The organism is Kaistia geumhonensis, from assembly GCF_030815145.1.
In the GTDB taxonomy this organism is placed as follows: domain Bacteria; phylum Pseudomonadota; class Alphaproteobacteria; order Rhizobiales; family Kaistiaceae; genus Kaistia; species Kaistia geumhonensis.
Genome location: NZ_JAUSWJ010000001.1, coordinates 4,476,076 through 4,502,163 on the forward strand (window position 1 = coordinate 4,476,076; position 26,088 = coordinate 4,502,163).

Consider the following 26,088-nt stretch of genomic DNA (forward strand, 5'->3'; position numbering starts at 1 on the left):
GCGCCTTCCCCTCTGCCGTGTCGCCTCGAAAGGTGAAGTCAATGTCCGATATCCAGACCCTCATCGACAATGAAGTGAAGTCCAACGACGTCGTGCTGTTCATGAAGGGCACGCCGGCCTTTCCGCAGTGCGGCTTCTCTGGCCAGGTCGTGCAGATCCTCGATTACCTCGGCGTCGACTACAAGGGCATCAACGTGCTCGCCGATGCGGACATCCGCCAGGGCATCAAGGACTATTCCAACTGGCCCACCATCCCGCAGCTCTATGTGAAGGGCGAGTTCGTGGGCGGCTGCGATATCGTGCGCGAGATGTTCCAGGCCGGCGAAATCCAGGCCTATCTGACCGAGAAGGGCATCGCGGTCGCGCAGTCGGCCTGATCCGGCCCTTCGTCTCGTACGGCCTTCTGTTCTCAAAAGAGCCGCGGCATGCCGCGGCTCTTTTTGTCTTCGCACTCTTTTCCATCCGGACAACAATCGGAACCGGAACCGGCGTCGGCCGTTCTCCCCGCAAGCAGGCGGCTAGAACGACCGACCTCGGCTCCACCCTTGGGAAGGTGAAGGCCGGGTCGAAGAAACCAAGGAGGTTTGCCATGCTCAGAGCCATGAAGACCGTTGTCGCAACCGGCCTTTCGGCGGCGATGCTCATCGGCAGCGCCCTCGCGGGCGCCTCGACGGCCAGCGCCCAGTCCACGACGCGCAGCGCTGGTTCCTATGACGTGGCGCAGAATTGGAACAACGGCCGGCATCATCGCGGCCCCGGCTGGCAGGGCGGGCCCCGCGGCCCGGGCTGGCAGGGTGGACCGCCGCGCGGGCCGGGCTGGAATCGCCCGCCGCCGCCCCGCTATGGCTATCGTCATCCGGGCTGGCGCGGGCCGGGCTACTATTATCGCCCCGGCTATCAGGGCCGCTACTATTACAACAACTATAACGCCGCCCTCGCGGCGGGCGTTTTCGGGCTCGCGGCCGGCGCGATCATAGGCGGCGCTGCTGCCAACGCTCAGGCCAACAACAACACGAATGCCTACATCGCCTACTGCTCGCAGCGCTATCGCTCGTTCAACCCGGCGACCGGCACCTATACCGGCTATGACGGACTTCAGCATCGCTGCGTGATGCGCTGATCGAACGCCGACACCTCCGATGCGCCGCGACCCGCAAGGGCCGCGGCGTTTTCGCGTCAGCGGCCGAGGTCCAGTCCTGCGAAATCGAACAGGCCGCGGTCGAGCAGATGCGATGGGTTGGCGTTGCCGAGCGCCTTCAGCATCACGTCCTTGCGGCCGGGCGACTTCCGCTCCCAGTCGGCGAGCATCGCCTTCACCTGGTTGCGTTGCAGCCCTTCCTGCGAACCGCAGAGATCGCAGGGGATGATCGGGAACTCCATCAGTTGCGAGAAGCGCGCGATGTCGTCCTCGGCGGCATAGGCGAGGGGGCGGAGCACGAAGAGGTCGCCCTCGTCGTTGACGAGCTTCGGCGGCATGGCGGCGAGCTTGCCGCCGTGGAAGAGGTTCATGAAGAAGGTCTCCAGGATATCCTCGCGGTGATGGCCGAGCACCACTGCCTGGCACCCTTCCTCGCGCGCGACGCGATAGAGATGGCCGCGCCGAAGCCGCGAGCAGAGCGCGCAATAGGTACGCCCGGCCGGTACCTTCGAGACGACGACGGAATAGGTGTCCTGCCGTTCGATGCGATAGGGCATGCCGATGCCGTCGAAAAAGCTGGGCAGTACGTCCTGCGGAAAGCCCGGCTGCGCCTGGTCGAGATTGCAGGCGAGGAGGTCGACCGGCAGCAGCCCGCGCCATTTGAGGTCGAGCAGCATGGCGAGCAGCGCGTAGGAATCCTTGCCCCCGGACAGGCAGACCAGCCAGCGATCGCCCGGTCGCACCATGCCGAAATCGTCGAGCGCCGCACGGGTCTGGCGAACGAGCCGCTTGCGAAGCTTGGCGAAGGCGACGCTCTTCGGCGCATCATGAAAGAGCGGATGCGCGACGCCCGCTTCGTCGTCGTCCCCGTCGAGATCGATCGGCTCGGTCGTCATGGTGACGGTCATGGGGAACTCCGGGTCTCGCGAAGGCTCATGGCGTCTTCTTGCCCGCTGGCGCGGCCCGGCGCAACCACGCCGCCGCCGTCCGTCCGCCGCGCGGCCTTGCCCGGCCATCGAAGTCCTTCTATCCTGCAACGACCAGCGCGTTGCCTATGCTACGCCGCGCTTGGATCGATACAAGTTTCCTGCATCGCCATGGAGCCACGTATGTTCATCTGCACCGGCTATGCCGCGCAGTCGGCCTCCTCGCCGCTCGCGTTCACCACCTTCGAGCGCCGCGATCCCGGTCCGAAGGATGTCGAGATCGAGATTCTCTATTGCGGCGTCTGCCATTCCGACCTGCACACCGCTCGCAACGAATGGCACAACACCGTCTATCCCAACATTCCCGGCCATGAAGTCGTCGGGCGCGTCCGCCGCGTCGGCAGCGAGGTCACGAAGTTCAAGGAAGGCGACCTCGCCGGCGTCGGCTGCCTCGTCGATTCCTGCCGCACCTGCGAGAACTGCGTCGAGGGGCTGCAGCAGTACTGCATTCCGGGCGCGACGGGCACCTACAACAGCCCGGACAAGTTCACCGGCAAGATGACCTATGGCGGCTATTCCAAGGCCATCGTCGTCGACGAGGACTTCACGCTCCGGATGCCGGCCAATCTCGATCTGGCCGCCTCGGCGCCGCTGCTCTGCGCCGGCATCACGACCTATTCGCCGCTGCGCCACTGGAAGGTCGGTCCCGGCCAGACGGTCGGCGTGATCGGCCTCGGCGGCCTCGGCCATATGGGCGTCAAGTTCGCCCGTGCCTTCGGCGCCCATGTCGTGCTCTTCACGACCTCGGAGAGCAAGCGCGCCGATGCCGAGCGCCTCGGCGCCCATGAGGTGGTGGTGACCCGCGATCCCGAGGCGCTGAAGCCCTGGATCGGCAAGTTCCACTTCATCCTCGACTGCGTCTCGGCCGACCACGATATCAACAGCTACCTGACGCTGCTCAAGCGCGACGGCACCCTCTGCCTCGTCGGCGCGCCCGAGAACCCGCAGCCGATCGCGGCCTTCAGCCTGCTCGGCGGCCGTCACAGCTTCGCCGGCTCCGGCATCGGCGGCCTGCCGGAGACGCAGGAGATGCTCGACTTCTGCGCCGAACACGGCATCACCTCGGATATCGAGATGATCCCGATCGACGGTGTGAACGCGGCTTACGAGCGGATGCTGAAGAGCGACGTGAAGTATCGCTTCGTCATCGACATGGCGACCCTGCCCGCCGCCTGATCCGACGATGGAGAGGCGGGCGCCGTCCAGGCGTCCGCCTCTGCGCCCTTCCTCAAGGGTGGCGCGAAGCGAGCTGCCGACGCCGGCGACGCTCCCAACGGTGGCTTCAGACGGAGCCGCGCACGCCCCGGACCGCGGCGATGTTCGCGGCATAGCCTGCCGGGTCGCCCTTGAAGACGGCCGAGCCGGCGACGAGCACTTCCGCCCCGGCGCGCACGAGTGCCGGCGCCGTTTCGGCGGAGACGCCGCCGTCGACCTCGATGCGGATGGGGCGCATGCCGATCATCTTGCGCACGCGCTCCACCTTTTCGACCGAGGCGGGGATGAAGCTCTGGCCGCCGAAGCCGGGATTGACGGTCATCACCAGGACGAGGTCGACGAGGTCGAGCACATATTCGATCGCGCTTTCCGGCGTCGCCGGGTTGATCGCGACACCGGCCTTCTTGCCGAGCTTCTTGATGTGCTGCAGCGAGCGATGAAGATGCGGCCCCGCCTCGGCATGCACGGTCATCACGTCGGCGCCGGCTTCGGCGAAGGCCTCGAGATAGGGATCGGCCGGCGCGATCATGAGATGCACGTCGAAGATCTTGGTGGTGACGTGGCGGACCGCCTTCACGATCTCCGGGCCGAACGTGATGTTGGGCACGAAATGCCCGTCCATGATGTCGAGATGGATCCAGTCGGCCCCGGCGGCGTCGATGGCTTTGATCTCCTCGCCGAGACGCGAGAAATCCGACGACAGGACGGAGGGGGCGACGAGGGGCAGATGGGCCATGGCGGTCTCTCGAGCCTTTCGATCGCTTGGGATGAACTAGGCCGTACCATGGGCCTTGTGCGCCAGCAATTGCCGCGCGCTCCCCGCGCGGGCAAAGTCGCGCTGATCGGGAATCTCCGCATTCCCCGGCGTGATGCGAACCCCCAGGGCGCCGCGTCCGGGGCGGGCGGGGGCCGTCAGCGTGGAAGGGAATAGCGTGATCGAACTCGAACGTGGCCGCGCCGGCCAGATTCTCCTGCGCGGGGACGCGGTCGTTCGGCCGGCCGGCGCATGGACGCCGACGGTCCATCGCTTCCTTAGCCATCTTCGCGACCGCGGCTTTGCCGCCGCTCCGGTTCCCCTCGCGATCGAAGGCGATCAGGAGGTCGTGAGCTATGTGGCGGGACGCGTTTCGGAAGACCTCGCCGATCCGCTCACCGGCTCTCCGGCCATGCTGATCTCGGCGGCGAGGCTGCTCAGGCGTTTCCACGACGCGTCCCGCGGGTTTCTCGAAAGTGACGGCGCCGCGCAGCACTGGATGCTCCCGGCGCAGGAGCCGCGGGAGCTGGTCTGCCACGGTGACTTCGCGCCCTACAATGTCGTGACCGAGGGCGAGGCCGCCGTCGGACTGATCGATTTCGACGCCGCGCATCCGGCGCCGGCCGCCTGGGACATCGCCTATGCGCTCTATCGCTGGGCGCCGCTCACCGACCCGGCGCAAGCCGGCGCTGTCCATGACAGCGAGGAGCAGCTTCGCCGGGCGCGACTTTTCTGCGATGCCTATGGCGCGGACGAGGCCGGGAGGTGGCAACTGCCGCATATGATCGGGCGGCGCGTGAGAGCGCTGGTCGATTTCATGCTCGCGCGGGCCGAGGCCGGCGACGTATCCTTCGCGGAGGCGGTCGCGCGAGGAGATTCCGACATCTATATCAGGGACTTGGACTACCTCGCGCGGATCGGCGAGCGGTTGCGTCTCGCCCTGATCTGACTAGAGTCGCGCAGCATGGCCCCGTGCGGTGCCCGTTTGCTGAACAGGGGCTGGTGATGGACAAATTCGACGCGATCGTGCTCGGGGCGGGGATCGTCGGCGTTTCCGCCGCGATCCATCTGCTGCGGCGCAACCGCACGGTCCTCATCCTCGACAGGGCCGCGCCGGGGGAGGGCACCTCCTACGGCAATGCCGGGGTGATCGAGCGCGAAGGCTTCTACCCGATCGTCTTTCCGCGCAACCTGTTCGAGCTTTATCGCATCGCCCGCAACACCGAGGCGCGGCTGCACTACAACCGCCGCTTCCTGCCGCGCATCGCCCCATGGCTGCTGAAGCTGCGCCGCGAAACGGGCCGCCGCGGGGTCGAGACCTATGCCGAGGCGATGAACCCGCTGCTCGCGCATGCGGCGGCCGAGCATGGCTCGCTGGCGGGCAAGAGCCGCGCGGTCGAGTTCTTCCGGGGGACCGGATGGCTGAAGGGCTATCGCAGCGCCGCGAGCTTCGAGGCGGGCACGCGCGCCCATCTCGCGCTCGCCGAGGAATTCGGCGTGCGGTACCAGGTCCTCGATGCGCATGAGATCGTCGATCTCGAGCCCGACATCGCCCCCGTCTTCGCCCGCGCCGTGCTCTGGCCGGACAGCGTCTCCGTATCGAGCCCCGGCGGCGTCACCAAGGCGCATGCGCGGCTGTTCGAATCGATGGGCGGCAGCATCGCGCAGGGCGACGCGCGCTCGCTGCGGCGGGAGAACGATCTGTGGGTGGTCGATCGCGCGACCGGCCCGGCGCGTGCGCCCGATGTCGTGGTGGCGCTCGGCCCTTGGGCGATGGACCTGCTCTCCCCCATGGGCTACCGCCTGCCCTTCGCCGTGAAACGCGGCTACCACCAGCATTTCAAGCCGCGCGGCGATGCCGGGCTCGACCGGCCGGTCGTCGATGTCGATCATGGCTATGTGCTGACGCCGATGCGGCAGGGCTATCGCATCACGACGGGCATCGAGTTCGACGAGCGCGACGCACCGGCGACGCCGGTCCAGATGGAACGCGTGCTGCCGCAGGCGAGGGCGCTGTTTCCGCTCGGCGAACCGGTCGAGCGCGAGCCCTGGCTCGGAGCGCGGCCCTGCTTTCCGGATTCGATGCCGATCGTCGGCCCGGCCCCGAAGCATCCCGGCCTCTGGCTCGATATCGGCCATGGCCATCTCGGCTTCACGCTCGGCCCGGCGACGGGACGGCTCATCGCCGAGCAGATCACGCGCGAGATGCCCTTCATCGACCCGGCGCCGTTCAGCGCGCTGCGCTTCAAGGGGCGCTGACCCCGGATACGTCGCCGGCTCAGCTTTCGGGCAGCGGCGCGAAGGTTTCGCCATCCCAGCGATAGACCGTGAAGCCGGGCAGCCTGGCATCGCCCTTCGGATCGAAGGCGACCGGCCCGATCACGGTATCGACGCTGTGGCTGCCGAGCCAGGCGGCGAGGTCGCCGCCCTTGTCCGATCCGGTCGCGGCACGGGCCGCCGCGAAGAGCTGGACCGCGGCATAGGACGGCAGCACGAAGTTGCGCGGCTCGATGCCCGCCGCGGACAGCTTCGCCGCCACCTCGGCGGCGGCGGGGGAGGCGCGCCAGTCGGTGAAGCCGGTGAACAGCGTTCCGGTCGCGGCATCGCCGGCCGCGGCGGCGAACTCGCCGGTGCCGAGCGCGTCGCCGCCCATCAGCACGATGCGAGCCTTGCGCGCCTTGATCGCGGTGGCAATCAGCGCCGCGTCGGCATCATAGCCGGCGACGAACAGCACGCCGATACCGTCGTCGATCATCACGTCGACGAGCCCGCCATAGTCCTTGGCGCCGGGCGCGAAGCTGTCGAAGCGGGCTTCCTTGACGCCGGCCGCGTTCAGTCCAGCCTGGACCGCGTCGGCGAGCGCGCGGCCATAGGGCGACCCGTCGCTGAGGATGGCGATGCGCTCCTTGCCGTGGGCCCTGGCGAGAAAGGCGCCCGCGACCGCGCCCTGCGCATCGTCTCGGGCGGCAAGGCGCAGGATCGCCGGGCCGGGACGGTGATCGGTGAAGCCGTCGGCGGTGACGGCGGGCGTGACGGCGAGGATGCCCTTGTCGGCATAGATGTCCGCGGCCGCCTCGGCGGCGGCGGCGCAGACATGGCCGACGACAAAGACGGTGCCGCGCGCGGCGGCCTTGGTGGCGTCGCCGGCCGCGTTGTCGGGCCGGCAGCCGTCGTCGGCGGTATCGAGCCGCAGCTTCTCGCCGCCGATGCCGCCGGCCGCGTTGATGTCCTCCACGGCCCTGGCGGCGCCGGCCTTGATCTCCTCGCCGAGCGGCTGGTACGGCCCCGAAAGCGGCGCGATCACCGCGATGCGGATATCGGCCAGCGCGGCGGCGGGGATCGCGAGGGCGATGAAGACGGCGGTGGCAATCGGGGCGATCGGCAGTCTCGGCATGGGCATCGTCCGTGGTCCGGGATGGCGATCATGCACGCTGGTTCTGCAAATGAAAACGCCCGCCCCGTTGCCGGGGCGGGCGCCATCAGACGATCGAGAGGATCGGCTTAGAGCGGCACGTTGGTGATCTTGCCGTCGTCGCCCTTCTTCCAGATCCACATGACATAGTCGGCGGTGGTGCGGTCACCCTTCGAGTCGAAGGAGAGCGGACCGATGACGGTCTCGAACGGGCCGCCCGACTTCAGCGTCTCGGCGACCTTCTGCGGGTCGGTCGAGTTGGCCTTGGTGATGGCCTCGGCGATCAGCTGGACCGACGAATAGGAGTAGAGCGTGTAGGACTCGGGCTCGAAGCCGGCCTTGCGGAACTCGTCCACGACGGCGACCGCGGCCGGGTTGGCGCGCGGATCCGGCGAGAAGGTGTTCAGCGTGCCTTCGGCCGAGGGGCCGGCGATCGAGGCGAACTCGTTGGAGACGATGCCGTCGCCCGAGAACAGCGTGGCCTTGAGGCCCTGCTCGGCCGACTGGCGGACGATCAGGCCGCCCTCGGTGTGCAGGCCGCCCCAGTAGATGACGCCCACATTCGCGGCCTTCATCTTGGAGATCAGCGCCGAGAAGTCCTTGTCGCCAACATTGACGCCTTCATAGATGACTTCCTGGACGCCGGCGGCGTTCAGGGCCTTCTTGGTCTCGTCGGCGAGACCCTGGCCGTAGGTCGTCTTGTCGTGGATGACCGCGACCGGGACATTCTTGAAGTTCTCGGCGATGTACTTGCCGGCGACGGCGCCCTGCTGGTCGTCACGGCCGCAGGTACGGAACGTGTTCCAGAGGCCGCGTTCCGTGAAGGTCGGGTTCGTGGAGGCCGGGGTGATCTGCAGGATGTTGTTTTCGGCATAGACCTCGGAGGCCGGGATCGACACCGAAGAGTTGAAGTGGCCGACCACGAACTGCACGCCGTCGCCGACGAACTTGTTCGCGACCGAGACGCCCTGCTTGGCGTCGGAGACGTCGTCGCCGAGCACGACGACCAGCTTCTGGCCGAGAACGCCGCCCTTGGCGTTGATATCGGCGACGGCCTGCTCAGCACCCTTCTGGAGCTGCGCGCCGAAAGCGGCATTGGGACCTGTCAGCGGGCCGGCAACGCCGATCTTGATGTCGGCATGAGCTGCGCCGGCGAATGCCAGGCCCGCTGCAAGCACGAGACCGGACATAAGGGACTTCTTCATCGATGTCTCCCGTTTCTACTGGAAGGTTCGCTCTGGAGCGAGTTCACCGGATTTGAGCGCGCCTTGACTGGCATTGTGCCGATTTCGCCGCAGCTGTCATCCGGATTCTGTGTCCGAACGGTCAAAGTTCCACCTTGGCAGACCCCGCCGGAAATCCTTGCTTGGTCCGCCAGGAAAACGCGCCGGTCCGTTCGTAAAGCCAGTAATATTGCCACACCATCTGGTTGGCCAAAGTATAGCGATAGGCGGTGATGCCGATCACGAGCAGCACCACGAGATCGACCAGCCAGAAGTGCAGCGAAAGCAACGTGCCGCCAAACAGCGAGAAATGGATGAAGCGGACGCCGAAGGACAGGATCAGCAGATAGACCAGAAGCGGCCTGAGCGGCTTCCATGTCCGCGCGCAGGCACGGCCGGTCATCCAGGCGCCGGCGCCGCCGAGGATCAAGGTCACGAAGAGGAAGACGAACAGCGACTGTTCTTCGTAGAGGATGCCCTGCATGGCTCAAGCTCCGGCTGCGGCGACACACGGCGGATGAAAGGCGAGGAGCACGGTCAATGCGCCCCTCCCTCGAGATAGGCGGCGCGGATCTCGGGCTTCTCGAGCAATTCGCGCCCGCCGCCCGACATCGTGACGGAGCCGTTCACCAGCACATAGCCGCGATGGGCCAGCTTCAGCGCGTGATAGGCGTTCTGTTCCACGAGGCAGACCGTCAGCCCCTCCGTTCGGTTCAGCTCGGCAATCGCATCGAAGATCTGCTTGACGATCAGCGGCGCCAGACCGAGCGAGGGCTCGTCGAGCATCAGGAGCTTCGGCCGCGCCATCAGTGCGCGGGCGATGGCCAGCATCTGCTGCTCGCCGCCAGAAAGCGTGCCGCCGCGCTGGGCGATGCGCTCCTTGAGGCGCGGGAAGAGGACGAACATCCGCTCCACGTCCTGGTCGAAATAGGCGAGGTTGTCGAGCGCTGCGCCCATCTGGAGGTTTTCCAGAACCGTCATGCGCGGGAAGATGCGCCGGCCCTCGGGCGACTGCGCGATCCTGAGCCGGGCGATCTCATGCGTCGGCATGCCGGTGATGTCGCGCCCGTCGAAGGTGATCGTGCCTTCGCGGGCCCGCGGATTGCCGCAGATCGTCATCATCAGCGTCGACTTGCCGGCGCCGTTGGCGCCGATGATGGTCACGATCTCGCCCCGGTTGACGTCAATGTCGACGCCCTTGAGGGCGATGATCTTGCCGTAATAGGTCTTGACGCCGCGCACCTGGAGCAGCGGCGTGCCGTTCGCGCCGCTCATCGCGCCGTCTCCTCGCTGATCTCGTCCAGGACTTCCTCGACCTCCGCGACCTCCTCGTCGTCGACGCCCAGATAGGCGGCGATGACGCGCGGGTCGTTGCGGACCTCGTCGGGCGTGCCGTCGGAAATCTTCACGCCATATTCGAGCACCACGACATGGTCGGAAATTTCCATCACCACCGACATGTCATGCTCGATGAGGAGCAACGAGGTCTGGCCCATGGCCCGAATGTCGAGCAGCAGCGTGTTGAGCTCGGCCGACTCGCGCGGGTTGAGGCCGGCGGCCGGCTCGTCGAGGCAGAGCAACTGCGGCTCGGTGCACATAGCGCGAGCGATCTCCAGCCGGCGCTGCGCGCCATAGGGAAGATCGCCGGCCGGGTCGTCGGCGCGGGCCGTCAGCCCGGTCTTCTCGAGCCAGAACTTCGCCTTTTCGATCGCTTCCTTCTCGGCGCGCTTGTACGACGGCAGGCCCAGCACGCCGAGAATCGTCATGCCGGAGGCCAGCATCAGCGGATTGTGCTGCGCGACCAGCAGGTTCTCGAGGATCGTCATGCCCGAGAACAGGCGGATGTTCTGGAAGGTGCGCGCGACGCGCGCCTTCGCGGAGATCTTGTGGTCGGGCATGCGTTCCAGAAGGAACGTCTCGCCCGACGCATGGCGCAGGTTCAGCATTCCCTGCGTCGGCTTGTAGAAGCCGGTGATGCAGTTGAACACGGTGGTCTTGCCGGCGCCGTTCGGCCCGATCAGCGCGGTGATGTCGCCGCGCCCAGCCTGGAAGGTGAGGTCGTTGACGGCCACGAGGCCGCCGAAGCGCATCGAGACATGCTCGACCGACAGAACGGGGTCGAGCGCCCAGCGCCGCGGCTCCCCGACCACCACGTCGAGTTCCACGGTCATGGTCATCAGCCATGGCCCTCCTTCACGAGCGAACCGGAGATGGATTTTCGCTCGGTGAGGAACACGGTCGGCTCGCGGGCCGAGACGAAGCCACGCGGCTTCCAGATCATGACCAGCACCATCGCGAGCCCGAAGAACAGCATGCGGTACTGGTCGGGATCGAAGCCTTCGCCGAAGACCGCCTTCAGGAAATCGAGCTCGCGCAGGATCTCCGTGCCGCCGATCATGGCGACGGCGGCGAGCGCGACGCCGATCATGGAGCCCATGCCGCCGAGCACCACGATGGCGACGATGACCGCCGATTCCATGAAGGTGAAGCTCTCCGGGCTGACGAAGCCCTGACGCGCGGCGAAGAACGAGCCGGCGAAGCCGCCGAACATCGCGCCGAGCGCGAAGGCGGTCAGCTTGGTGTTGGTCGTGTTGATGCCGAGCGAGCGGCAGGCGATCTCGTCCTCGCGCAGTGCCTCCCAGGCGCGGCCGACCGGGAGCTTGCGCAGCCGCATGGTGACGAAGGCGGTGAGCAGCGCGAGCAGCAGGATCAGGTAGTAGAGGAAGATCTTGTAATAGGCGCTCGACATCGGCAGCTCGAACACCTTCGCGAAGTTGTTCGGGGCCGAAACGTCGAAGGAATAGATGCCGAAGAAGGTGATCTTCGGGATCGAGGAGATGCCGGCCGAGCCGTTGGTCAGCTCGCGGAAATTGATGAGCACCAGCCGTATGATCTCGCCGAAGGCGAGGGTCACGATGGCCAGGTAGTCACCCCTGAGCCGCAGCACGGGGAAGCCGAGCATGATGCCCCAGAGCGCGGCGAGGATGCCGGCGAGGGGCAGCAGGATCCAGAACGAGAAGCCGAAATGGGTGGCGAGCAGCGCGTAGGAATAGGCGCCGACCGCATAGAACGCGACATAGCCGAGATCGAGCAGGCCCGCGAGGCCGACCACGATGTTGAGGCCCCAGCCGAGCATCACATAGATGAGGATCTGGATGCCGAAATTGTCGACCCATTTCAGCGAGCCCTGGAAGCCGAGCAGGCCCACCACGATCGCCGGATAGAGGAACAGGAAGACGAGGCCGACCGGCGGGAACCAGCGCGTGATGCCGGCTCGCACGGCGAGCGAGGCGGGCGAGGGGCCGGTATCGCTCGCCTTGCGGCGCGCGATCGCCGGCCAGATCGTGGTCGTCAGCAGGAAGCGGCCGAAGATCACGATCGCCACGATGATCGCCACCGTTCCCCAGCGGGTGGTGATGACGAGCTCGTTCTGCATGTTCTGCTCGGTCTTCAGGCCGACCAGCGGTCCGAAGATGCCGAGGGCGATGACGCCGGCGAGGATGGCGTCCCTGATGGCGGCGCCGGGCGAGGAGCCCGGGCCGTTCGTTGCGATGCCGGGCGCCATGTCAGACCTTCTCGACTTCGGGTCGGCCCAGCAGGCCCTGCGGCATGAAGATGAGCACGATCGCCAGGATCGAGAAGGCGGCGACGTCCTTGTAGTCGATCGAGAAATAGCCGGACCAGAAGGTCTCGATCAGTCCGATCAGGAGCCCGCCGAGAACCGCGCCGGGCAGCGAGCCGATGCCGCCGAGCACTGCTGCCGTGAAGGCCTTCACGCCCGGCGTGAAGCCGTCCGAGAAATTCACGACGCCGTAATAGGTGAGGTAGAGCGTGCCGGCGACCGCGGCGAGCGCGGCGCCCATCACGAAGGTCAGCGAGATGGTACGGTCGACATTGACGCCGAGCAGCGCCGCCATCTTGCGATCCTGCTCGCAGGCGCGCTGGGCGCGGCCGAGCGGCGTCTTCTGCACGACATACCAGAAGCCGGCCAGAAGCACCGCCGTCACGACCCAGATCAGGATCTGCTTGTAGGAGATGGTCGCGGCGAAATTGTTCCGCTCCATCAGCGTGATCGTGCCGGAAAGGACCGGCGGCAGCGGCTTGTTGCGGGGGCCCTGCGCAACCTGGATGAAGTTCGAGAGCACGATCGACATGCCGATCGCGGAAATCAGCGGCGCCAGCCGGAACGAGCCGCGCAGCGGCCGGTACGCGACGCGCTCGATGGCCCAGTTCAGCAGTCCCGTGAGGAACATGGCGATGAGCATCACGAGAATCAGCGCGACGATGACCGATGAAATGCCAAGCACGGTCGTGAACAGTAGAAAGAAGATCATCGCGATGAAAGCTGACACCATGAAGACGTCGCCATGCGCGAAGTTCACCATGCCGATGATGCCGAACACCATCGTATAGCCGATCGCGATCAACCCATAAATCGAGCCGAGCGTGATCCCATTGATCAATTGCTGTAGGAAGATTTCCATCTGCCGTGGGTCCCCGGTGCAGCGCGTTCTTTTCGGGGGCTTGATTCGGGGCATTTGCCCGGCCGGCCCCTCTTTGATCCTTTGGCTTACCAATTCGGCACGCACAAAACAACAGCAGCCGCGGGGAAGCGGTCACGCCTGTGGGCGGAGGGGTGTCGGCCCGTCTTGCCGACAAACTGCATGCTGAAACCGGTGCGAAGCGTCGGCGCCCAAGTGGCTGATCCTGCTGGTCGAGCGGTCAGGCGGCGGCGGGCTTGCTGTCCGAGGCGCGCGGGTCGAGCGCGATGGTCTGCGGCGTCGCTTCGCGGAGAGGCGGCACGGGCTGGAAGGCGTCGCGCGGCACGTCCGAGACGCCCGGCCTGCGGCGCAGGCGATAGAAGATGTAGACGATCAGCATCGCATGCATGACGCTGGCGAAGGTGAAGAGCCCCTGCGGGCCGACCCACTCCATCGCCAAGGCTGCGATGATCGGCCCGATCATGGTGCCGATGCCGGACATCAGCAGCAATCCGCTGGCGATCTTCACGAAATCGTCCGGCGCGGCATAGTCGTTGGCATGGGCGACGGCGAGGCCGTACATCGGATAGACCATGCCGCCGAAGCCCGCGACGAGCGCGATCACCATCCAGGCCTCGGTCGGCTTCAGGACGGTGATGGTGCCGCTGATCAGGATGGCCGCGATCGAGACGCCGATCAGCACATAGCGGCGGTCGATCCGGTCGGACAGGCGTCCGAGCGGCACCTGTGTCAGCGCGCCGCCCAGCACCGCGCCGCTCATGAGCAGCGCGATGGCGCTTGTCGGCAGGCCGATCTGCTGGCCGTAGACGGCGCCGAGCGTGCCGAAGGCGCCGTTGACCATGCCGACGGTGAAGCAGCCGACCGCCGCGACGGGCGAATTGACGAACAGGATGCGCAGATCGAGCTTGGTCGTCTTCAGCGGGCGCGGCGTCTGCGCCGTCGAAAGCGCCGATGGAAGGATGGCGAGCGAGTAGAAGATCGCGCCCAGCACGAAGAAATGATAGTTGTTCGTCGTTCCGGTGGTGATCAGCAGCTGGCCGGCGGTCGAGGCCGCGAAGTTCACCATCTGATAGACGGAGAAGATCGTGCCGCGGTTTTCCTTGGTCGCGCGCTCGTTCAGCCAGCTCTCGACGATCATCGCCGCGCCGGCGAAGCAGAAGCCGGAAAAGGCGCGCAGCGTGATCCAGGCATAGGGCGAGATGTAGAGCAGGTTGAGCAGGATCACGACGCTGGCGATCGAGGCCATGACGCCATAGGCGCGCACATGACCGACGCGGCGCACGATGCGCGGCACGACGAGACAGCCGGCCACGAAGCCGACAGCCCAGCCGGTGCCGATCAGGCCGAGTTCGGCGGTCGTGAAGCCTTCCATCGCGCCGCGGATGGGCAGGAGCAGGCCATGCAGGCCGCCGGCGATCAGGAGAAGGGCCGATCCGATCAGGAGCGCGGCGACGGGGACGAGCTGCGATGCCATGGGTCGTTCACGTCTGGTCGGTCAGGTCCGGGCGGTCGGGTTCGGTCGTGTCGTCGATCGGCCGGAGCGTGCGGCCAGGCCTATCGGGGAGCGGTGCGTCGACACGCCCCTTTTCCCCGCGGGCCATGTCGAAATGATGGCGCCCATTGATGAAGATCGGCCAAACGAACAGGCTTTTTCTCGGCCGCCGTAAAGACTTCAGTGAGTTTCTTGTGGCAGCGCCGCCTTCAGCGCCAGAAGATCGCGCCAGACGAGCCGCTTCTGCAGCGGCTGGCGCAGGAGATAGGCCGGATGCAGCGTCGCCATGGCCCGGATTTGCCGCCGGCCTGTGTCATAGCCGAGCCATTGGCCACGCAGGCGGAGAATGCCTTCGCGCGTGTCCAGCAGCTCCTTCGCCGCGGCCCCGCCGAGGCAGATCAGGACGTCGGGGTCGACGAGCTCGATCTGGCGGCGGATGAACGGACGGCAGATCGCCGTTTCCTCCGGCGTCGGCGTCCGGTTTCCCGGCGGCCGCCACGGCACGACATTGGCGATGTAGACGTCCTGTCGGCCGAGCCCGATGGCCGCCAGCATGCGGTCGAGGAGCTGGCCGGAGCGGCCGACGAAGGGAACCCCCTGCAGATCCTCCTCGCGGCCGGGCGCCTCGCCGACCAGCATGATCCGCGCGTTCGGATTGCCGTCGGCAAAGACGAGCGAGCGGGCGGTGAGGCGGAGCGGGCAGCCCTCGAAGCGCGCGAGCGCCTCGCGCAGCGCGTCGAGCGTTTCGGCGGAAGCGGCCGCGATCCGGGCCGCCTCGGCCTCCGCCACCCCGATGGTCGGCGTTGCGCCGGGAACGGACGTTGCGAACTGGGGAAGGGCAGGCCGGGCGGCCGGCATCGCCTCTGCGGGCACCGGCGCGACGACCGGCGCCGCGGCGGCAGGCGCGGCGAAGCGGTCGATCGCGATCTCGTCGATCGCCATGTCGACGCCGGCGTCGCGATACCATTCCAGCAGTGCCGCGAGGGCCTCGGCCGAGGGGGGAGAAGGGTCGCTTCCGGTCAGCATGGCTCATCCGCCGCGTCCGCCGCAGCCAAACCCCATCCTATCCGGCCTGCCGCCGGACGACAAACCGGATCGGTGGCGCTCAGCTCTGCGCCGAGTTCATGACGACGAAGTCGCTGCCGGTCGCATCGGGATGCAGCGGCCGGTCGGTCGTGACCAGAACGTTGCCGGGCTTCATCATCGACTGGATGACCTTCGTCACGGCGGGGTCGGTGTGGATGCGGAACAGCGTGCCGGCCGCGTCGCCTGCCTCCGCCGGGTCGCGGTCGAAGCCGATCGCGTGCCAGCGCAGATCGCCGTTCGGGCCGCCGTCGCGACCGAGGACATAGGTGTAGGAGCCGAAGGGCTTGTCTGGGAAGTCGATCGTGACCGGGCCGCTCGCGACCGTCTCGCCGTTTACCAGCACCACGATGCGCCTGTCGGCGCTGGAGACGACGATCGATACCGCCTGCTCCGACTCGGCGGCGTCCGCGCCATGCGGCTCGGCCGCGGCCTCGGCGACATTGGCCTGCTCCGCGGCGACATTGGCGAGGACGAGCCCGGAATGCGCCACGTCGACCGGCTCGTCGTGGCTGCCCGCGATGATGACCGGCGTTCCGAGCGTCGTGATGCCATAGAGCAGCGACGAGAATTTCAGAGGCAGGTGGACGCAGCCATGCGAGGACGGATAGCCGGGCAGGCCTCCGGCATGCAGCGCGACGCCCGACCAGGTGAGCCGCTCCGTGTTGGGCATCGAGGCCTCGTCATAGAGGCTCGAGTGGTGGTCGCGATCCTTCTGCAGGATGGTGAAGACCCCGGTCGGCGTCTCATGGCCTGCCTTGCCGGTCGAGCAGGTCGAAACCGCGATGCGGATGCCGTTCCTGTAGACATAGACGAGTTGCTGGGGGATCGAGACGACGATCGCCACCGGTCCCGTCGGCGAGCGTTCGGGATGCCAAGTGTAGTCGCCCGGCTTCAGAGACGTGACCTCCACGAGGTCGTCGGCCAGCGCCAGGCTGGCTGCGGCAAATGGAAGGGCGATCAGTCCGGTCATCACGACGCGGCGGCTGGGATGGTGCGGAAGATGCCGTTTGCGCATTATCGAATCGCCTGCGTCGCTTAGGGGAAGGGACGATTGGCAGGCGGCGATTCGCCCGTCAATCGAGCGCTCTACCGACCATAGTTCGGCCATTCTGTCAGGGCGCCGATAGAATCGCTCGCCTCGCGCGGCTGCCCGCGCTACATAGCCGGTCATGAGGATCGAACAGCCCAAAGGCGTCCGAGGCAGCCTCAAATGGATCCAGCGCTCGGTTGCCGAGCGCTGGCCGACTCTCGAGGCCCCCATCCTCGCGGCGACCGGCGGCGCCGCGCTGCGGTGGCGTTCGCCGCTCGCCGCCGACTCCTTCGCCGAATATCGCGACGAGGCGGTGCTCGGCCTCGTCGGCGCGCTGCACCTCGCCGAATCGCTGCATGCCTTCTGGCCGGCGCGTGGACCGCAATGGGATGCGCTGGCCACGACCGATACCGGCGGCATCGTCCTCGTCGAAGCCAAGGCGCATGTGAGCGAGCTGCTGTCGCCCGGAACGGCCGCCGGGGATGCGTCGCGAAAGCGCATCGACGAAACGCTCGGCGCGCTGGCCGAGCGGCTCAACGCCTCGCCACGCCGCGCCGACTGGGCCGATCATTTCTACCAGCTCGCGAACCGGCTCGCCTTTCTCGACTTCCTGCGCCGGAATGGCGCCCCTGCATGGCTGGTGCTCGTCGATTTCATCGGCGATTTGGAAATGGCCGGGCCCAGCGTTCCGGAAACCTGGGACGCCGCCTACCAGGTTGCCTGGCATGTGATGGGGCTGCCGCGGCGCCATGCGCTGACGCCGCACATCCTGCATGTGCGGCCGGATGTCAGGCCCCATGCCTGATCGCCTCAGGCGGTCAGGAAATCGAGAACAAGCCTGTTGAACGCGTCCTGCTGCTCGACATTGGCGAGGTGGGCGGCCTTTCGGATGACCTCGAGGCGGGCCCCCTCGATCGTCGCGACCCATTCGCGCGTCTTGGCGACCGGAGTGCCCGGGTCCGAATCGCCGCAGATGGCGAGCACGGGGACCGGAATGAGCTCGAGGTCGTCGCGCAGGTCCATCTCCGCCAGCGCCTCGCAGCAGGCGGCATAGCCCTCGTTGGAGCAGCCGAGCAGCATGGCGCGGATTCGCGCTACCGTCTCCGGCTGGTGCGTGCGGAAGTCCTCGGTGAACCAGCGGCCGATCACGGCGTCGACGAGGGCGCCGATGCCCTCGTTGCGCGCGGTCTTGGCGCGCCCTTCCCACATCTCGCGCGGGGCGAGATGCGGCGATGACGAGACGATCACGAGCTTCTCGACATGTTCCGGGCAGTTGATGCCGAGCCATGCGGCGGTCATGCCGCCCTTCGAAAGTCCCACGACATGGGCCGAGTCGATGTCGAAAGCCTCGAGCACGCCGCGCGCGTCGCGGCCGAGCCGGTCGATGGTGTAGGGCGCCTCGGAGGGGGCGGACCTGCCATGGCCGCGATCATCGAAGCGCAGCACGCGGAACTGCTCGGAGAAGAAGGCGGCCTGGCCGTCCCACATCGTGTGGTCGGCCCCGAGTGCGTTGAGAAAGAGAAGCGGCGGCTTGCCGTTGTCCGGACCGACCTCGACATGGAGCTCGACCCCGTCGTCCATAGCGATGCGTGGCATTACCCTGTCCCTGCCGCAGCCCCTGATCCCTTCCGGCTCTTCGCCTGGCCGCCGATGATCGCATCATGAGCCCGCCGCCCGTCAACGTCTATAACGCTTCGACCAGCCATTCGGATGGGGATACCGCCGCGCGCCGCCCTCGCATGGGCGTTTGGATGTCTGTGCGGCAAAGCCTGGCAGCACTCAGCCGACTTTGCTGCTAATCTATTGATTCAACGGCACAATCGTCGATATCGGCGTTGAAATCAAGAGTCGCCTGCGAGACGATTTTAGCGTCCCGCGCGGACTCGCGAGAACCGACCAGACGAGGTGCCCATGCCGTCATCGCTGTTGCGTCAGTTGTCCGGATATGGCCTGACCACCGCCCATATCCTCTACCGCCTTCCCGATCATCCGGCCCTGCTGCAAACATTCGTCTGGCAGGAATATGACCTGGCGCCGGACTTTCCCGAGCTCAACCGGTTTCTCGATTTCTGGAAGCGCGAGATCGAGGGTCCGCTGCACTCGGTGAAGGTGGCGCATCACGGCGTCATCAGCGCAGCGGAGATGCGCGTCGCCTCGACGCTCTATGCCTTGAACTGACGCTGACGATCAGTCCCGACCGTAAGGCGGGGCGGGGATCGCCTGGTGCGCCGCGCGCAACGCGGCGGACCAGCGCTCCCGAAGGTCGGCGAAATAGGCGTCGTTGCGGTCGATGCGGTGCGAGATGTCGACCGCTATGGCGTCGCGGCGAATCGTGCAGACATCGACGGGCATGCCCACGCCGAGATTGGAGCGGATCGTCGAATCCATCGAGACGAGGCCGAGCTTCAGTGCCTCGTCGAGCCCCGTCTCGCTCGTCACGGCGCGGTCGAGGATCGGCTTGCCGTATTTGTGCTCGCCGATCTGGAGATAGGGCGTATCCGCGGTCGCCTCGATGAAGTTGCCCGCCGAATAGACCATGAAGAGGCGCAGCCTTCCGCCCGCGACCTGGCCGCCCAGCAGCATGGTCACGTCGAAGCTCGCCGCCTGCTGCTCCATGGACTTGCCATGGATGCGGTAGACCTCGCGGATCGCCCGGCCGACGAACTGCGCCACCTTGAACATGCTCGGCAGGCTGTAGATCGTCTCGATCTCGCCGCTCTCGGGATTCTTGATCCCTTCGCTCAGGAGGTTCAGCACCGACTGGCTGACAGCGAGGTTTCCCGCCGTCGCGATGGCGATGGCGCGGTCGCCGTCCTTCTGGAAGAGATGCAGCTTGCGGAAGGTCGCGATGTTGTCGAGGCCCGCATTGGTGCGCGTGTCGGCGATCATCACCAACCCGTCCCGCACAAGAATTCCAACGCAGTAAGTCATGACCGCCGTCCGTTCCGCCAGCGGCGGATCATCGGGGCTCCTGCTTCGAGTCGCAAGCGCGGAGCGGAAACATCCACGCCTGTTTACGCCTGCTTAACCGGTCTCGCCTCGCTGATGCGGATGGCCACCTTCGGCACGGCGCTCCAGTCGCCATAGGCGGCGCCACGCACCGGCGCCGCTCCCACGCGGTCGAGGCCGATCGCGAGGCGGACATAGGCGTCGGTCGGGCAGATATTGCAGGACGCGTCGAATCCGATCCAGCCGACGCCCTCGATGAACGCCTCGGCCCAGCCATGCTCGGTGTGATCCGGCTCCTTCGAATCGGGCCGGAAGAGATATCCGCTGGCATAGCGGGACGGGATGCCGAGGTGACGCGCCGCGGCGATGAAGACATGGGCGAGCGCCCGCGCGTCGCCCTTCCTGCCCGCGAAGGTGGCGATGGCGCGGTCGTCCTCGACGTCGCCGAGCTCCATCGCATCATGAAGCCCGTCCATCAGCGCATGCAGGGTCGAGAGACGATCGGGCGGCGAGGCGGCGTCTATTTCGGCGGCGAAGGACCGGATCGCATGATCGGATTCGGTGAGCGAGGTGTCGCGCAGGAAGACGGGAACCGGAAAGCGCTCCGACTGGCCGCGGACCATGCCGGCCATGTCGTGCGTTTCCACTTCGCCGAGCGCGGTGATCGCGAGGCCGTCGAGCTTGCCGTCGGTGTTGAAGGACTGGACGATGTTGCCGAACGGGTCGAGCGCGCTCGACAGGCGGCAGTCATGGTCGACCTCGATGCGCCAGTCGACGACGAACTGGCCGTCATGGCCGCGCGGCGTCAGCCGCAGGGTCTGGATGGCGCCGTTGGCGGGCGGGTCGAAGGCGTAGACGATCTCGTGGACGATCCTGAGGCGCATGGCGGCGAGGGTTCCTCAGGCGAGATACTGGTCGGTGATCGCCTGGCCGAGGCGGCTGTTCTCGCCGATGAACTCGGTGAGGAACTCGTGCAAGCCGCCCTGGAAGACGTCCTCGAGCGTCGCGTTCTGCAGGCGGTTGCGCGTCGAGCGGGCCACGCGCTGCGCAGGCCCCTGGCGGCCATAGGCGAGCGAAAGCTCGTCGAGGAACTCGCAGATGCGCCCGTAGCAGGCCGAGAGCGAGCGCGGCAGCTGTTCGTTGAGCACGAGCAGGTCGGCGACCAGCCAGGGCTTCACGCTCTCGCGATAGACCCAGTGATAGGCGGTGTTGGCCGAGACCGAGCGCAGGATCGACGACCACTGGAAGAAGTCGAGGCCGCCGCCGACGCTCTCCTGCTCGGGCAGCAACAGGTGATACTTCACGTCGAGAATGCGGGCCGTGTTGTCGGCGCGCTCGATGAACGAGCCGAGCCCCGAGAAGAAATAGGCGTCGTTGCGCAGCATCGTGCGATAGGCCGAGCCGTCGAAGCGCAGCGAGGCTTCCTTCACATAGGTGAGGAAGGCGTTGAGGCGCACGCGGTCGCCGAGGCGGTTGAAGTCGCGCAGGCCGAGCCAGGCGCCGTTGATCGCCTCCCACATCTCCGAGGTCAGCGCGGTGCGGACCGTCCGCGCGTTGACGCGCGCCCGCTCGAGGCAGGAGCGGATCGAGGAGGGGTTGTCGGCGGAGAAGGCGAGGAAGTCGACGACGCTCTCGCCCGTCGCTTCGCGGCCGAGCGACTTGAAGAGGCCGAGCGTGCCCGTCGCCGCAACGGCCGATTCCCACTCGTTCGATTCGCCGGCATAGGCGATCGGCATGGCGGCGAGGCGGTTGGCGGCGTCGAGGATGCGCGCGGTGTTCTCGGCGCGCTCCACATAGCGGGCGAGCCAGAAGAGATTGTCGGCGGTACGGCTCAGCACGGCGTGGAACTCCGCAAGCTGGAGCCCTTGCCCCGGCCCTCTACCGCAAAGGGGAGAGGGGGCGCCGGCTCCGAAGATCGATGACAGCCGAAGGACCGGAATGCACGGCCGGCTGCGAGGGTGGTCGGGGTGAGCGAGCCGCTACGCATCGAGCACCCATGTGTCCTTGGTGCCGCCGCCCTGGCTTGAATTGACCACCAGCGAGCCGGCCTTGAGCGCGACGCGGGTGAGCCCGCCCGGCACGATGCGGACCTTGTCGCCACCCGTCAGCACGAAGGGCCGGAGATCGACATGGCGCGGCGCGACGCCGGAATCGACGAAGGTCGGCGAGGTGGACAGCGCCAGTGTCGGCTGGGCGATGAAGTCGTCAGGGTTGGCGGCGAGCTTGGCGGCGAACTCGGCGATGGTCTTCTTGTCGGCGGTCGGACCGATCAGCATGCCGTAGCCGCCCGATCCGGCCACCTCCTTGACCACCATCTCGGGCAGGTGATCGAGCACATATTTGAGCGCGTCGGGCTCGCGGCAGCGCCAGGTCGGCACGTTCTGGAGCAGCGGCTCCTCGCCGAGATAGAAGCGGACGATCTCGGGCATGTAGGAATAGACCGCCTTGTCGTCGGCGACTCCCGTCCCCACGGCGTTGGAGAGCGTGATGTTGCCGGCGCGGTAGGCGCTCATCAGGCCGGGCACGCCGAGCGCGGAATCCGGGCGGAAGGTCAGCGGGTCGAGGAAATCGTCGTCGAGGCGGCGATAGAGCACGTCGACCCGCTTCGGTCCCTCGGTGGTGCGCATGTAGACGACATTGTCGCGCACCAGCAGGTCACGGCCCTCGACGAGCTCGATGCCGAGCTTGTCGGCGAGGAACGAGTGTTCGTAGAAGGCGCTGTTGTAGGGACCGGGCGTCAGGAGCGCGACGGTCGGGTCGGAGGACGCCGAGCGTGGCGCCACTGATTTCAGCGTCGCGAGAAGGGCGTCCGGATAGTTCTCGACCGGCGCGATCCGCTGCTCGGCGAAGAGATCCGGGAAGAGGCGCATCATCACCTCCCGGTTCTCCAGCATGTAGGAGACGCCGGACGGCGTGCGCGCATTGTCCTCGAGCACGTAGAACGTGTCGGGATCGACGCGGACGATGTCGATGCCGGCGATCATCACATAGATGTCGTGCGCGAGCTTCAGGCCCGCCATCTCCGGCCGGTAGTAGGGGTTGCGATAGATGAGGTCTTCCGGCACGTGGCCGGCACGCAGGATCTCGCCCTTCGAATAGATGTCGGCGAGGAAGGCGTTCAGCGCCTTGACGCGCTGCTCCAGCCCGCGCGCGAGCACCGCCCATTCCTTCTTGGTCAGGATGCGCGGGATGATGTCGAACGGGATCAGCCGCTCCTCGCCCGCCTCGTCGCCGTAGACGTTGAAGGTGATGCCGATGCGGCGGAACAGAAGTTCCGCCTCGGCACGGCGCGTTGTGAGAAGATCGGGAGGTGTCGACTCCAGCCAACGTTTGAGGACTTCGTAACCGGGACGGCAGCTGTCGCCGCTCGACCCCATCTCATCGAAGGCTACGACCATGCCCGCAGTGACTCCCCTTCCGCTGTCGATGGATGTACCGGCAAGCGGCGTGCCAGTCTCGTCGACCGCGATCCCCCTGTTTCGCTCCCGCGAAACGCTTCTCCACTATTGCACACAACGCGCTCAGTCTTGGCTAGTGCCAATCGACCGTCGTGGGTGGCGCAGATGACGCGGCCGAGAAGGCAGCAGACTGGCGCGAAATGAGGCAATGGTCGCGGGCCGCCCCGTCCATGATTGCCTCCACCGGAGCTTCGGGTCCATGATGGCCGCGGGATCGCCGCGCCGCCGCAGAGAGGCCGGCGACCAGGGAATGGAGGAGTTTGCATGAGCGAGTTCGATGCGCGGCGGGACGCGGTTCCGCACGAGAGCGGTGTGATCGTCGTCGATTACCGGGACCCCAACGCGCCGGCGCTGTTCACCGAGTCGCTGCGCCGGACGGGCTTCGGCGTGCTCACCAATCATCCGATCCCCCAGCCGCTGGTCGAGCAGATCTACAAGGAATGGCTCGGTTTCTTCGACGGCGAGGACAAGCACAAATATCTCGTCGGCGAGAAGCATGACGGCTATTTCCCGCCCTCGCAGGCCGAGACCGCGAAGACCGGCAAGAAGCGCGACCTCAAGGAATATTATCACCTCTACTCCTGGGGCCGTTACCCCGACGAGGTGTCCGACGCCGCGCGGCGCTATTTCGACATCGCCAAGGGCCTCGCCGACGAACTGCTGCAATGGGTCGACTACAATTCGCCGGAAGAGGTGCGGGCCAAGTTCTCGGTGCCGCTGCCGGAGATGATGAAGGACAGCGAGGGGACGCTGTTCCGCATCCTCCGCTATCCACCGCTGACCGGCGACGAGGATCCGGACGCGCTGCGCGCCGCCGCGCATGAGGACATCAACCTCCTGACCATCCTGCCGGCCGCCAACGAGCGCGGCCTGCAACTTCTGAACGGGGAGGGCGAATGGGTCGACGTGCCGTTCGATTTCGGCATGCTGGTCATCAATGTCGGCGACATGCTCCAGGAAGCGTCGGGCGGCTATTACAGCTCGACGACGCACCGCGTGATCAACCCGATCGGCGAGTCGCGCTTCCGCTCGCGCGTGTCGATCCCGCTGTTCCTGCAGCCGCGCCCGGATGTCGTTCTCTCCGACCGCTACACGGCCGGCAGCTATCTCGGCGAACGGCTTCGCGAACTCGCCCGCAACGACAAGAAGGGCATGTGATCCCGGCAGGCCGGCCGCGACGCCTGGCCGGCCTCAGATCAGCTTGAGACCCTTGAAGCTCACATTGCCGTGGCGGCCGACGATGATGTGGTCGTGCACGGCGATGCCGAGCGGCGCGGCGACGTCGACGATCGTCTTCGTCATCTGGATGTCGGCGCGCGAGGGCGTCGGGTCGCCGGAGGGGTGATTGTGCACGAGCACGATCGCCGTCGCCGAAAGCTCCAGCGCGCGCTTCACCACCTCGCGCGGATAGACGGGCGTGTGGTCGACGGTGCCGGTCTGCTGCACCTCGTCGGCGATGAGGGCGTTCTTCTTGTCGAGGAAGAGGATGCGGAACTGCTCCTTCTCCTCATAGGCCATGGCGACGCGGCAATAGTCGATCACCGCGCTCCAGGAGCCGAGCAGCGGCCGTTCGCGCGCCGCGCCGCGCGCCTGCCGCTTCGCGGCCGCATGAACGATCTTGAGATGCAGCGCCACCGAGGCGCCCACGCCCGGCACCTCCATGAGCCGCGCTTCGGGCGCGGCGAGGACCTCGGTGAAGGTGCCGAAGCGGGTGATCAGCGCCTTGGCGATCGGCTTCGTGTCGCGCCGCGGCACGGCCGCGAAGAGGATCAGTTCAAGGAGTTCGTAATCGGCCAGCCCGTCGCCGCCATTCTCGCGAAAGCGCCCCTTGAGGCGCTCGCGATGGCCGACGAAGTGCGGAACGTCGGATCCGTCCCCGAAGCCGGTCATGCCGCAGTCGGGTAGGGCGGACAGGTATGGCCGCGCGGCGAGAGCGTGAAGATCTCGCAGCCCGTCTCCGTCACGCCGACCGTGTGCTCGAACTGCGCCGAGAGCGAGCGGTCGCGCGTCACGGCCGTCCAGCCGTCGGAGAGCACCTTCACATGCGGCCGGCCGAGATTGATCATCGGCTCGATGGTGAAGATCATCCCGGGACGCAGCTCGATGCCCTCGCCGGGATTGCCGTAATGCAGGATGTTCGGCGTGTCGTGGAACAGCCGCCCGACGCCATGGCCGCAGAAATCGCGCACGACGCTGCAGCGTTCGCCCTCGGCGAAGGACTGGATCGCATGGCCGATATCGCCGGTCGTGGCGCCCGGCTTCACCGCCGCGATGCCGCGCATCAGCGACTCGTAGGTGACCTCGACCAGCCTTTCGGCCGCGCGCTTCACCTCGCCGACATTGTACATGCGGCTCGAGTCGCCATACCAGCCGTCGAGAATGAAGGTCACGTCGACATTGACGATGTCGCCATCGCGCAGCGGCTTCTCGTTGGGAATGCCGTGGCAGACGACATGGTTGATCGAGGTGCAGGTCGAGCGCGTGTAGCCGCGATAGCCGAGCGTCGCCGGCAGCGCGCCGTGATCGGCGCCGAACTCGTAGACATAGCGGTCGATGACGTCGGTCGGGACGCCCGGCTTCACGATGTCGGCGAGGCCGTCGAGGCATTCGGCGGCGAGCCGTCCGGCCCGGTGCATCGCCGCGAAGGCTTCCGGTCCGTAGAGGCGGATCTGGCCGGTGTTCTTCAGCGGGGCGGCATCGGCATCGACATAGCTGACCATGGGTGGCTCCGGCTGCGGCGAGCCGGGCAGGGTCCGGCCGGCGGCACAAGCAAGGGTCGTCGGGATTGTTAACCCCGATTTGGCGCATCGGACCGGGCGTTGCAAGGCTCTTCTGGCCACACA

At 66.8% G+C, this 26,088-nt stretch carries 26 protein-coding genes and 1 pseudogene; 8 read left to right on the forward strand and 19 right to left on the reverse strand.

What is annotated here, in order from left to right; genetic code table 11:
* The first annotated feature begins 41 nt into the window (after nt 1–41).
* Entirely contained in the window at nt 42–377 is a 336-nt protein-coding gene (gene grxD, locus QO015_RS21235; protein ID WP_266284194.1) for a Grx4 family monothiol glutaredoxin, read from the forward strand.
* 212 nt (nt 378–589) lie between these two features.
* Entirely contained in the window at nt 590–1,120 is a 531-nt protein-coding gene (locus tag QO015_RS21240; protein WP_266284196.1) for a BA14K family protein, read from the forward strand.
* 56 nt (nt 1,121–1,176) lie between these two features.
* On the opposite strand, the gene ttcA is transcribed toward QO015_RS21240, so the two are convergent.
* Nucleotides 1,177–2,034 (reverse strand): tRNA 2-thiocytidine(32) synthetase TtcA, encoded by an 858-nt coding sequence (gene ttcA, locus QO015_RS21245; RefSeq protein ID WP_266284329.1) that lies wholly within the window; start codon nt 2,032–2,034, stop codon nt 1,177–1,179.
* Between the two features lie 213 nt (nt 2,035–2,247).
* On the opposite strand from ttcA, the gene QO015_RS21250 reads away from it, so the two are divergent.
* The gene (locus tag QO015_RS21250; RefSeq protein ID WP_266284198.1) at nt 2,248–3,300 is read left to right on the forward strand and encodes an NAD(P)-dependent alcohol dehydrogenase; all 1,053 of its coding nucleotides are present in this window, start codon (nt 2,248–2,250) and stop codon (nt 3,298–3,300) included.
* Nucleotides 3,301–3,406: 106 nt separating this feature from the next.
* Here the strand turns inward: QO015_RS21250 and rpe are convergent, their stop codons facing one another.
* Nucleotides 3,407–4,075: a ribulose-phosphate 3-epimerase gene (gene rpe, locus QO015_RS21255; protein ID WP_266284200.1), complete on the reverse strand. Its 669-nt coding sequence runs from the start codon at nt 4,073–4,075 to the stop codon at nt 3,407–3,409.
* A 196-nt stretch (nt 4,076–4,271) separates the two neighbouring features.
* Here rpe and QO015_RS21260 point away from each other — a divergent pair, with 196 nt between their 5' ends.
* Nucleotides 4,272–5,042, forward strand: coding sequence for a phosphotransferase enzyme family protein (locus tag QO015_RS21260; protein ID WP_266284203.1), 771 nt, complete (start codon nt 4,272–4,274; stop codon nt 5,040–5,042).
* Between the two features lie 56 nt (nt 5,043–5,098).
* Entirely contained in the window at nt 5,099–6,352 is a 1,254-nt protein-coding gene (locus QO015_RS21265) for an NAD(P)/FAD-dependent oxidoreductase (protein WP_266284205.1), read from the forward strand.
* Nucleotides 6,353–6,371: 19 nt separating this feature from the next.
* Here QO015_RS21265 and QO015_RS21270 read toward each other — a convergent pair whose 3' ends face one another.
* From QO015_RS21270 to QO015_RS21315, 10 genes and pseudogenes are all read right to left on the reverse strand, one after another.
* Nucleotides 6,372–7,487, reverse strand: coding sequence for a branched-chain amino acid ABC transporter substrate-binding protein (locus tag QO015_RS21270; protein ID WP_266284207.1), 1,116 nt, complete (start codon nt 7,485–7,487; stop codon nt 6,372–6,374).
* A gap of 107 nt (nt 7,488–7,594) precedes the next feature.
* Nucleotides 7,595–8,710 (reverse strand): branched-chain amino acid ABC transporter substrate-binding protein, encoded by a 1,116-nt coding sequence (locus tag QO015_RS21275; protein WP_266284208.1) that lies wholly within the window; start codon nt 8,708–8,710, stop codon nt 7,595–7,597.
* 121 nt (nt 8,711–8,831) lie between these two features.
* Nucleotides 8,832–9,212 carry a DUF6867 family protein gene (locus QO015_RS21280; protein WP_266284210.1) on the reverse strand — a complete coding sequence of 127 codons (381 nt, stop codon included), beginning with the start codon at nt 9,210–9,212 and terminating at the stop codon, nt 8,832–8,834.
* A 53-nt stretch (nt 9,213–9,265) separates the two neighbouring features.
* Nucleotides 9,266–10,003, reverse strand: coding sequence for an ABC transporter ATP-binding protein (locus tag QO015_RS21285; RefSeq protein ID WP_266284212.1), 738 nt, complete (start codon nt 10,001–10,003; stop codon nt 9,266–9,268).
* A gap of 20 nt (nt 10,004–10,023) precedes the next feature.
* Nucleotides 10,024–10,899, reverse strand: a pseudogene (locus QO015_RS21290) (ABC transporter ATP-binding protein); the annotation flags it as partial.
* Nucleotides 10,900–10,904: 5 nt separating this feature from the next.
* The gene (gene livM / locus QO015_RS21295) at nt 10,905–12,293 is read right to left on the reverse strand and encodes a high-affinity branched-chain amino acid ABC transporter permease LivM (protein ID WP_266284214.1); all 1,389 of its coding nucleotides are present in this window, start codon (nt 12,291–12,293) and stop codon (nt 10,905–10,907) included.
* A 1-nt stretch (nt 12,294) separates the two neighbouring features.
* Nucleotides 12,295–13,212, reverse strand: coding sequence for a branched-chain amino acid ABC transporter permease (locus tag QO015_RS21300; protein ID WP_266284215.1), 918 nt, complete (start codon nt 13,210–13,212; stop codon nt 12,295–12,297).
* 238 nt (nt 13,213–13,450) lie between these two features.
* On the reverse strand, nt 13,451–14,704 hold the full coding sequence (locus QO015_RS21305; RefSeq protein ID WP_266284216.1) for an MFS transporter: 1,254 nt from the start codon (nt 14,702–14,704) through the stop codon (nt 13,451–13,453).
* A gap of 198 nt (nt 14,705–14,902) precedes the next feature.
* Nucleotides 14,903–15,748 (reverse strand): uracil-DNA glycosylase, encoded by an 846-nt coding sequence (locus QO015_RS21310; RefSeq protein WP_266284217.1) that lies wholly within the window; start codon nt 15,746–15,748, stop codon nt 14,903–14,905.
* Between the two features lie 79 nt (nt 15,749–15,827).
* Nucleotides 15,828–16,778 (reverse strand): L,D-transpeptidase, encoded by a 951-nt coding sequence (locus QO015_RS21315; RefSeq protein ID WP_266284219.1) that lies wholly within the window; start codon nt 16,776–16,778, stop codon nt 15,828–15,830.
* Between the two features lie 199 nt (nt 16,779–16,977).
* Between QO015_RS21315 and QO015_RS21320 the strand changes: the two genes are divergently transcribed.
* The gene (locus tag QO015_RS21320; protein WP_266284221.1) at nt 16,978–17,643 is read left to right on the forward strand and encodes a hypothetical protein; all 666 of its coding nucleotides are present in this window, start codon (nt 16,978–16,980) and stop codon (nt 17,641–17,643) included.
* Between the two features lie 5 nt (nt 17,644–17,648).
* On the opposite strand, the gene pcaD is transcribed toward QO015_RS21320, so the two are convergent.
* Nucleotides 17,649–18,434 (reverse strand): 3-oxoadipate enol-lactonase, encoded by a 786-nt coding sequence (gene pcaD, locus QO015_RS21325; protein ID WP_266284222.1) that lies wholly within the window; start codon nt 18,432–18,434, stop codon nt 17,649–17,651.
* Nucleotides 18,435–18,749: 315 nt separating this feature from the next.
* On the opposite strand from pcaD, the gene QO015_RS21330 reads away from it, so the two are divergent.
* Entirely contained in the window at nt 18,750–19,016 is a 267-nt protein-coding gene (locus QO015_RS21330) for an usg protein (protein ID WP_266284223.1), read from the forward strand.
* Between the two features lie 9 nt (nt 19,017–19,025).
* On the opposite strand, the gene QO015_RS21335 is transcribed toward QO015_RS21330, so the two are convergent.
* The 4 genes from QO015_RS21335 to QO015_RS21350 all read right to left on the reverse strand — a co-directional run bounded on the left by QO015_RS21335 (nt 19,026) and on the right by QO015_RS21350 (nt 23,185).
* Nucleotides 19,026–19,769, reverse strand: a complete 744-nt coding sequence (locus QO015_RS21335; RefSeq protein ID WP_266284224.1) for a proteasome-type protease — start codon at nt 19,767–19,769, stop codon at nt 19,026–19,028.
* A gap of 83 nt (nt 19,770–19,852) precedes the next feature.
* Nucleotides 19,853–20,671 carry a transglutaminase family protein gene (locus tag QO015_RS21340; RefSeq protein WP_266284226.1) on the reverse strand — a complete coding sequence of 273 codons (819 nt, stop codon included), beginning with the start codon at nt 20,669–20,671 and terminating at the stop codon, nt 19,853–19,855.
* Between the two features lie 15 nt (nt 20,672–20,686).
* Nucleotides 20,687–21,625 carry an alpha-E domain-containing protein gene (locus QO015_RS21345; RefSeq protein WP_266284228.1) on the reverse strand — a complete coding sequence of 313 codons (939 nt, stop codon included), beginning with the start codon at nt 21,623–21,625 and terminating at the stop codon, nt 20,687–20,689.
* Between the two features lie 141 nt (nt 21,626–21,766).
* Entirely contained in the window at nt 21,767–23,185 is a 1,419-nt protein-coding gene (locus QO015_RS21350) for a circularly permuted type 2 ATP-grasp protein (RefSeq protein ID WP_266284230.1), read from the reverse strand.
* Between the two features lie 324 nt (nt 23,186–23,509).
* On the opposite strand from QO015_RS21350, the gene QO015_RS21355 reads away from it, so the two are divergent.
* Nucleotides 23,510–24,403 (forward strand): 2OG-Fe(II) oxygenase family protein, encoded by an 894-nt coding sequence (locus QO015_RS21355; RefSeq protein ID WP_266284232.1) that lies wholly within the window; start codon nt 23,510–23,512, stop codon nt 24,401–24,403.
* Nucleotides 24,404–24,436: 33 nt separating this feature from the next.
* On the opposite strand, the gene radC is transcribed toward QO015_RS21355, so the two are convergent.
* Both radC and map read right to left on the reverse strand, forming a co-directional pair.
* Nucleotides 24,437–25,135, reverse strand: coding sequence for a RadC family protein (gene radC, locus QO015_RS21360; RefSeq protein ID WP_266284234.1), 699 nt, complete (start codon nt 25,133–25,135; stop codon nt 24,437–24,439).
* A complete protein-coding gene (map, locus tag QO015_RS21365; RefSeq protein ID WP_266284235.1) occupies nt 25,132–25,965 on the reverse strand; it encodes a type I methionyl aminopeptidase in 834 nt (277 codons plus the stop codon). Before map ends, radC begins: the two co-directional genes overlap by 4 nt.
* Nucleotides 25,966–26,088 lie beyond the last annotated feature (123 nt).

Bases quoted from the DNA above. Each gene is read 5' to 3' on its own strand.
- grxD (WP_266284194.1), top strand. From the start codon at position 42: ATGTCCGATATCCAGACCCTCATCGACAATGAAGTGAAGTCCAACGAC.
- QO015_RS21240 (WP_266284196.1), top strand. From the start codon at position 590: ATGCTCAGAGCCATGAAGACCGTTGTCGCAACCGGCCTTTCGGCGGCG.
- ttcA (WP_266284329.1), bottom strand. From the start codon at position 2,034: ATGACGACCGAGCCGATCGATCTCGACGGGGACGACGACGAAGCGGGC.
- QO015_RS21250 (WP_266284198.1), top strand. From the start codon at position 2,248: ATGTTCATCTGCACCGGCTATGCCGCGCAGTCGGCCTCCTCGCCGCTC.
- rpe (WP_266284200.1), bottom strand. From the start codon at position 4,075: ATGGCCCATCTGCCCCTCGTCGCCCCCTCCGTCCTGTCGTCGGATTTC.
- QO015_RS21265 (WP_266284205.1), top strand. From the start codon at position 5,099: ATGGACAAATTCGACGCGATCGTGCTCGGGGCGGGGATCGTCGGCGTT.
- QO015_RS21270 (WP_266284207.1), bottom strand. From the start codon at position 7,487: ATGCCGAGACTGCCGATCGCCCCGATTGCCACCGCCGTCTTCATCGCC.
- QO015_RS21275 (WP_266284208.1), bottom strand. From the start codon at position 8,710: ATGAAGAAGTCCCTTATGTCCGGTCTCGTGCTTGCAGCGGGCCTGGCA.
- QO015_RS21280 (WP_266284210.1), bottom strand. From the start codon at position 9,212: ATGCAGGGCATCCTCTACGAAGAACAGTCGCTGTTCGTCTTCCTCTTC.
- QO015_RS21285 (WP_266284212.1), bottom strand. From the start codon at position 10,003: ATGAGCGGCGCGAACGGCACGCCGCTGCTCCAGGTGCGCGGCGTCAAG.
- livM (WP_266284214.1), bottom strand. From the start codon at position 12,293: ATGGCGCCCGGCATCGCAACGAACGGCCCGGGCTCCTCGCCCGGCGCC.
- QO015_RS21300 (WP_266284215.1), bottom strand. From the start codon at position 13,212: ATGGAAATCTTCCTACAGCAATTGATCAATGGGATCACGCTCGGCTCG.
- QO015_RS21305 (WP_266284216.1), bottom strand. From the start codon at position 14,704: ATGGCATCGCAGCTCGTCCCCGTCGCCGCGCTCCTGATCGGATCGGCC.
- QO015_RS21310 (WP_266284217.1), bottom strand. From the start codon at position 15,748: ATGCTGACCGGAAGCGACCCTTCTCCCCCCTCGGCCGAGGCCCTCGCG.
- QO015_RS21315 (WP_266284219.1), bottom strand. From the start codon at position 16,778: ATGACCGGACTGATCGCCCTTCCATTTGCCGCAGCCAGCCTGGCGCTG.
- QO015_RS21320 (WP_266284221.1), top strand. From the start codon at position 16,978: ATGAGGATCGAACAGCCCAAAGGCGTCCGAGGCAGCCTCAAATGGATC.
- pcaD (WP_266284222.1), bottom strand. From the start codon at position 18,434: ATGCCACGCATCGCTATGGACGACGGGGTCGAGCTCCATGTCGAGGTC.
- QO015_RS21330 (WP_266284223.1), top strand. From the start codon at position 18,750: ATGCCGTCATCGCTGTTGCGTCAGTTGTCCGGATATGGCCTGACCACC.
- QO015_RS21335 (WP_266284224.1), bottom strand. From the start codon at position 19,769: ATGACTTACTGCGTTGGAATTCTTGTGCGGGACGGGTTGGTGATGATC.
- QO015_RS21340 (WP_266284226.1), bottom strand. From the start codon at position 20,671: ATGCGCCTCAGGATCGTCCACGAGATCGTCTACGCCTTCGACCCGCCC.
- QO015_RS21350 (WP_266284230.1), bottom strand. From the start codon at position 23,185: ATGGTCGTAGCCTTCGATGAGATGGGGTCGAGCGGCGACAGCTGCCGT.
- QO015_RS21355 (WP_266284232.1), top strand. From the start codon at position 23,510: ATGAGCGAGTTCGATGCGCGGCGGGACGCGGTTCCGCACGAGAGCGGT.
- radC (WP_266284234.1), bottom strand. From the start codon at position 25,135: ATGACCGGCTTCGGGGACGGATCCGACGTTCCGCACTTCGTCGGCCAT.
- map (WP_266284235.1), bottom strand. From the start codon at position 25,965: ATGGTCAGCTATGTCGATGCCGATGCCGCCCCGCTGAAGAACACCGGC.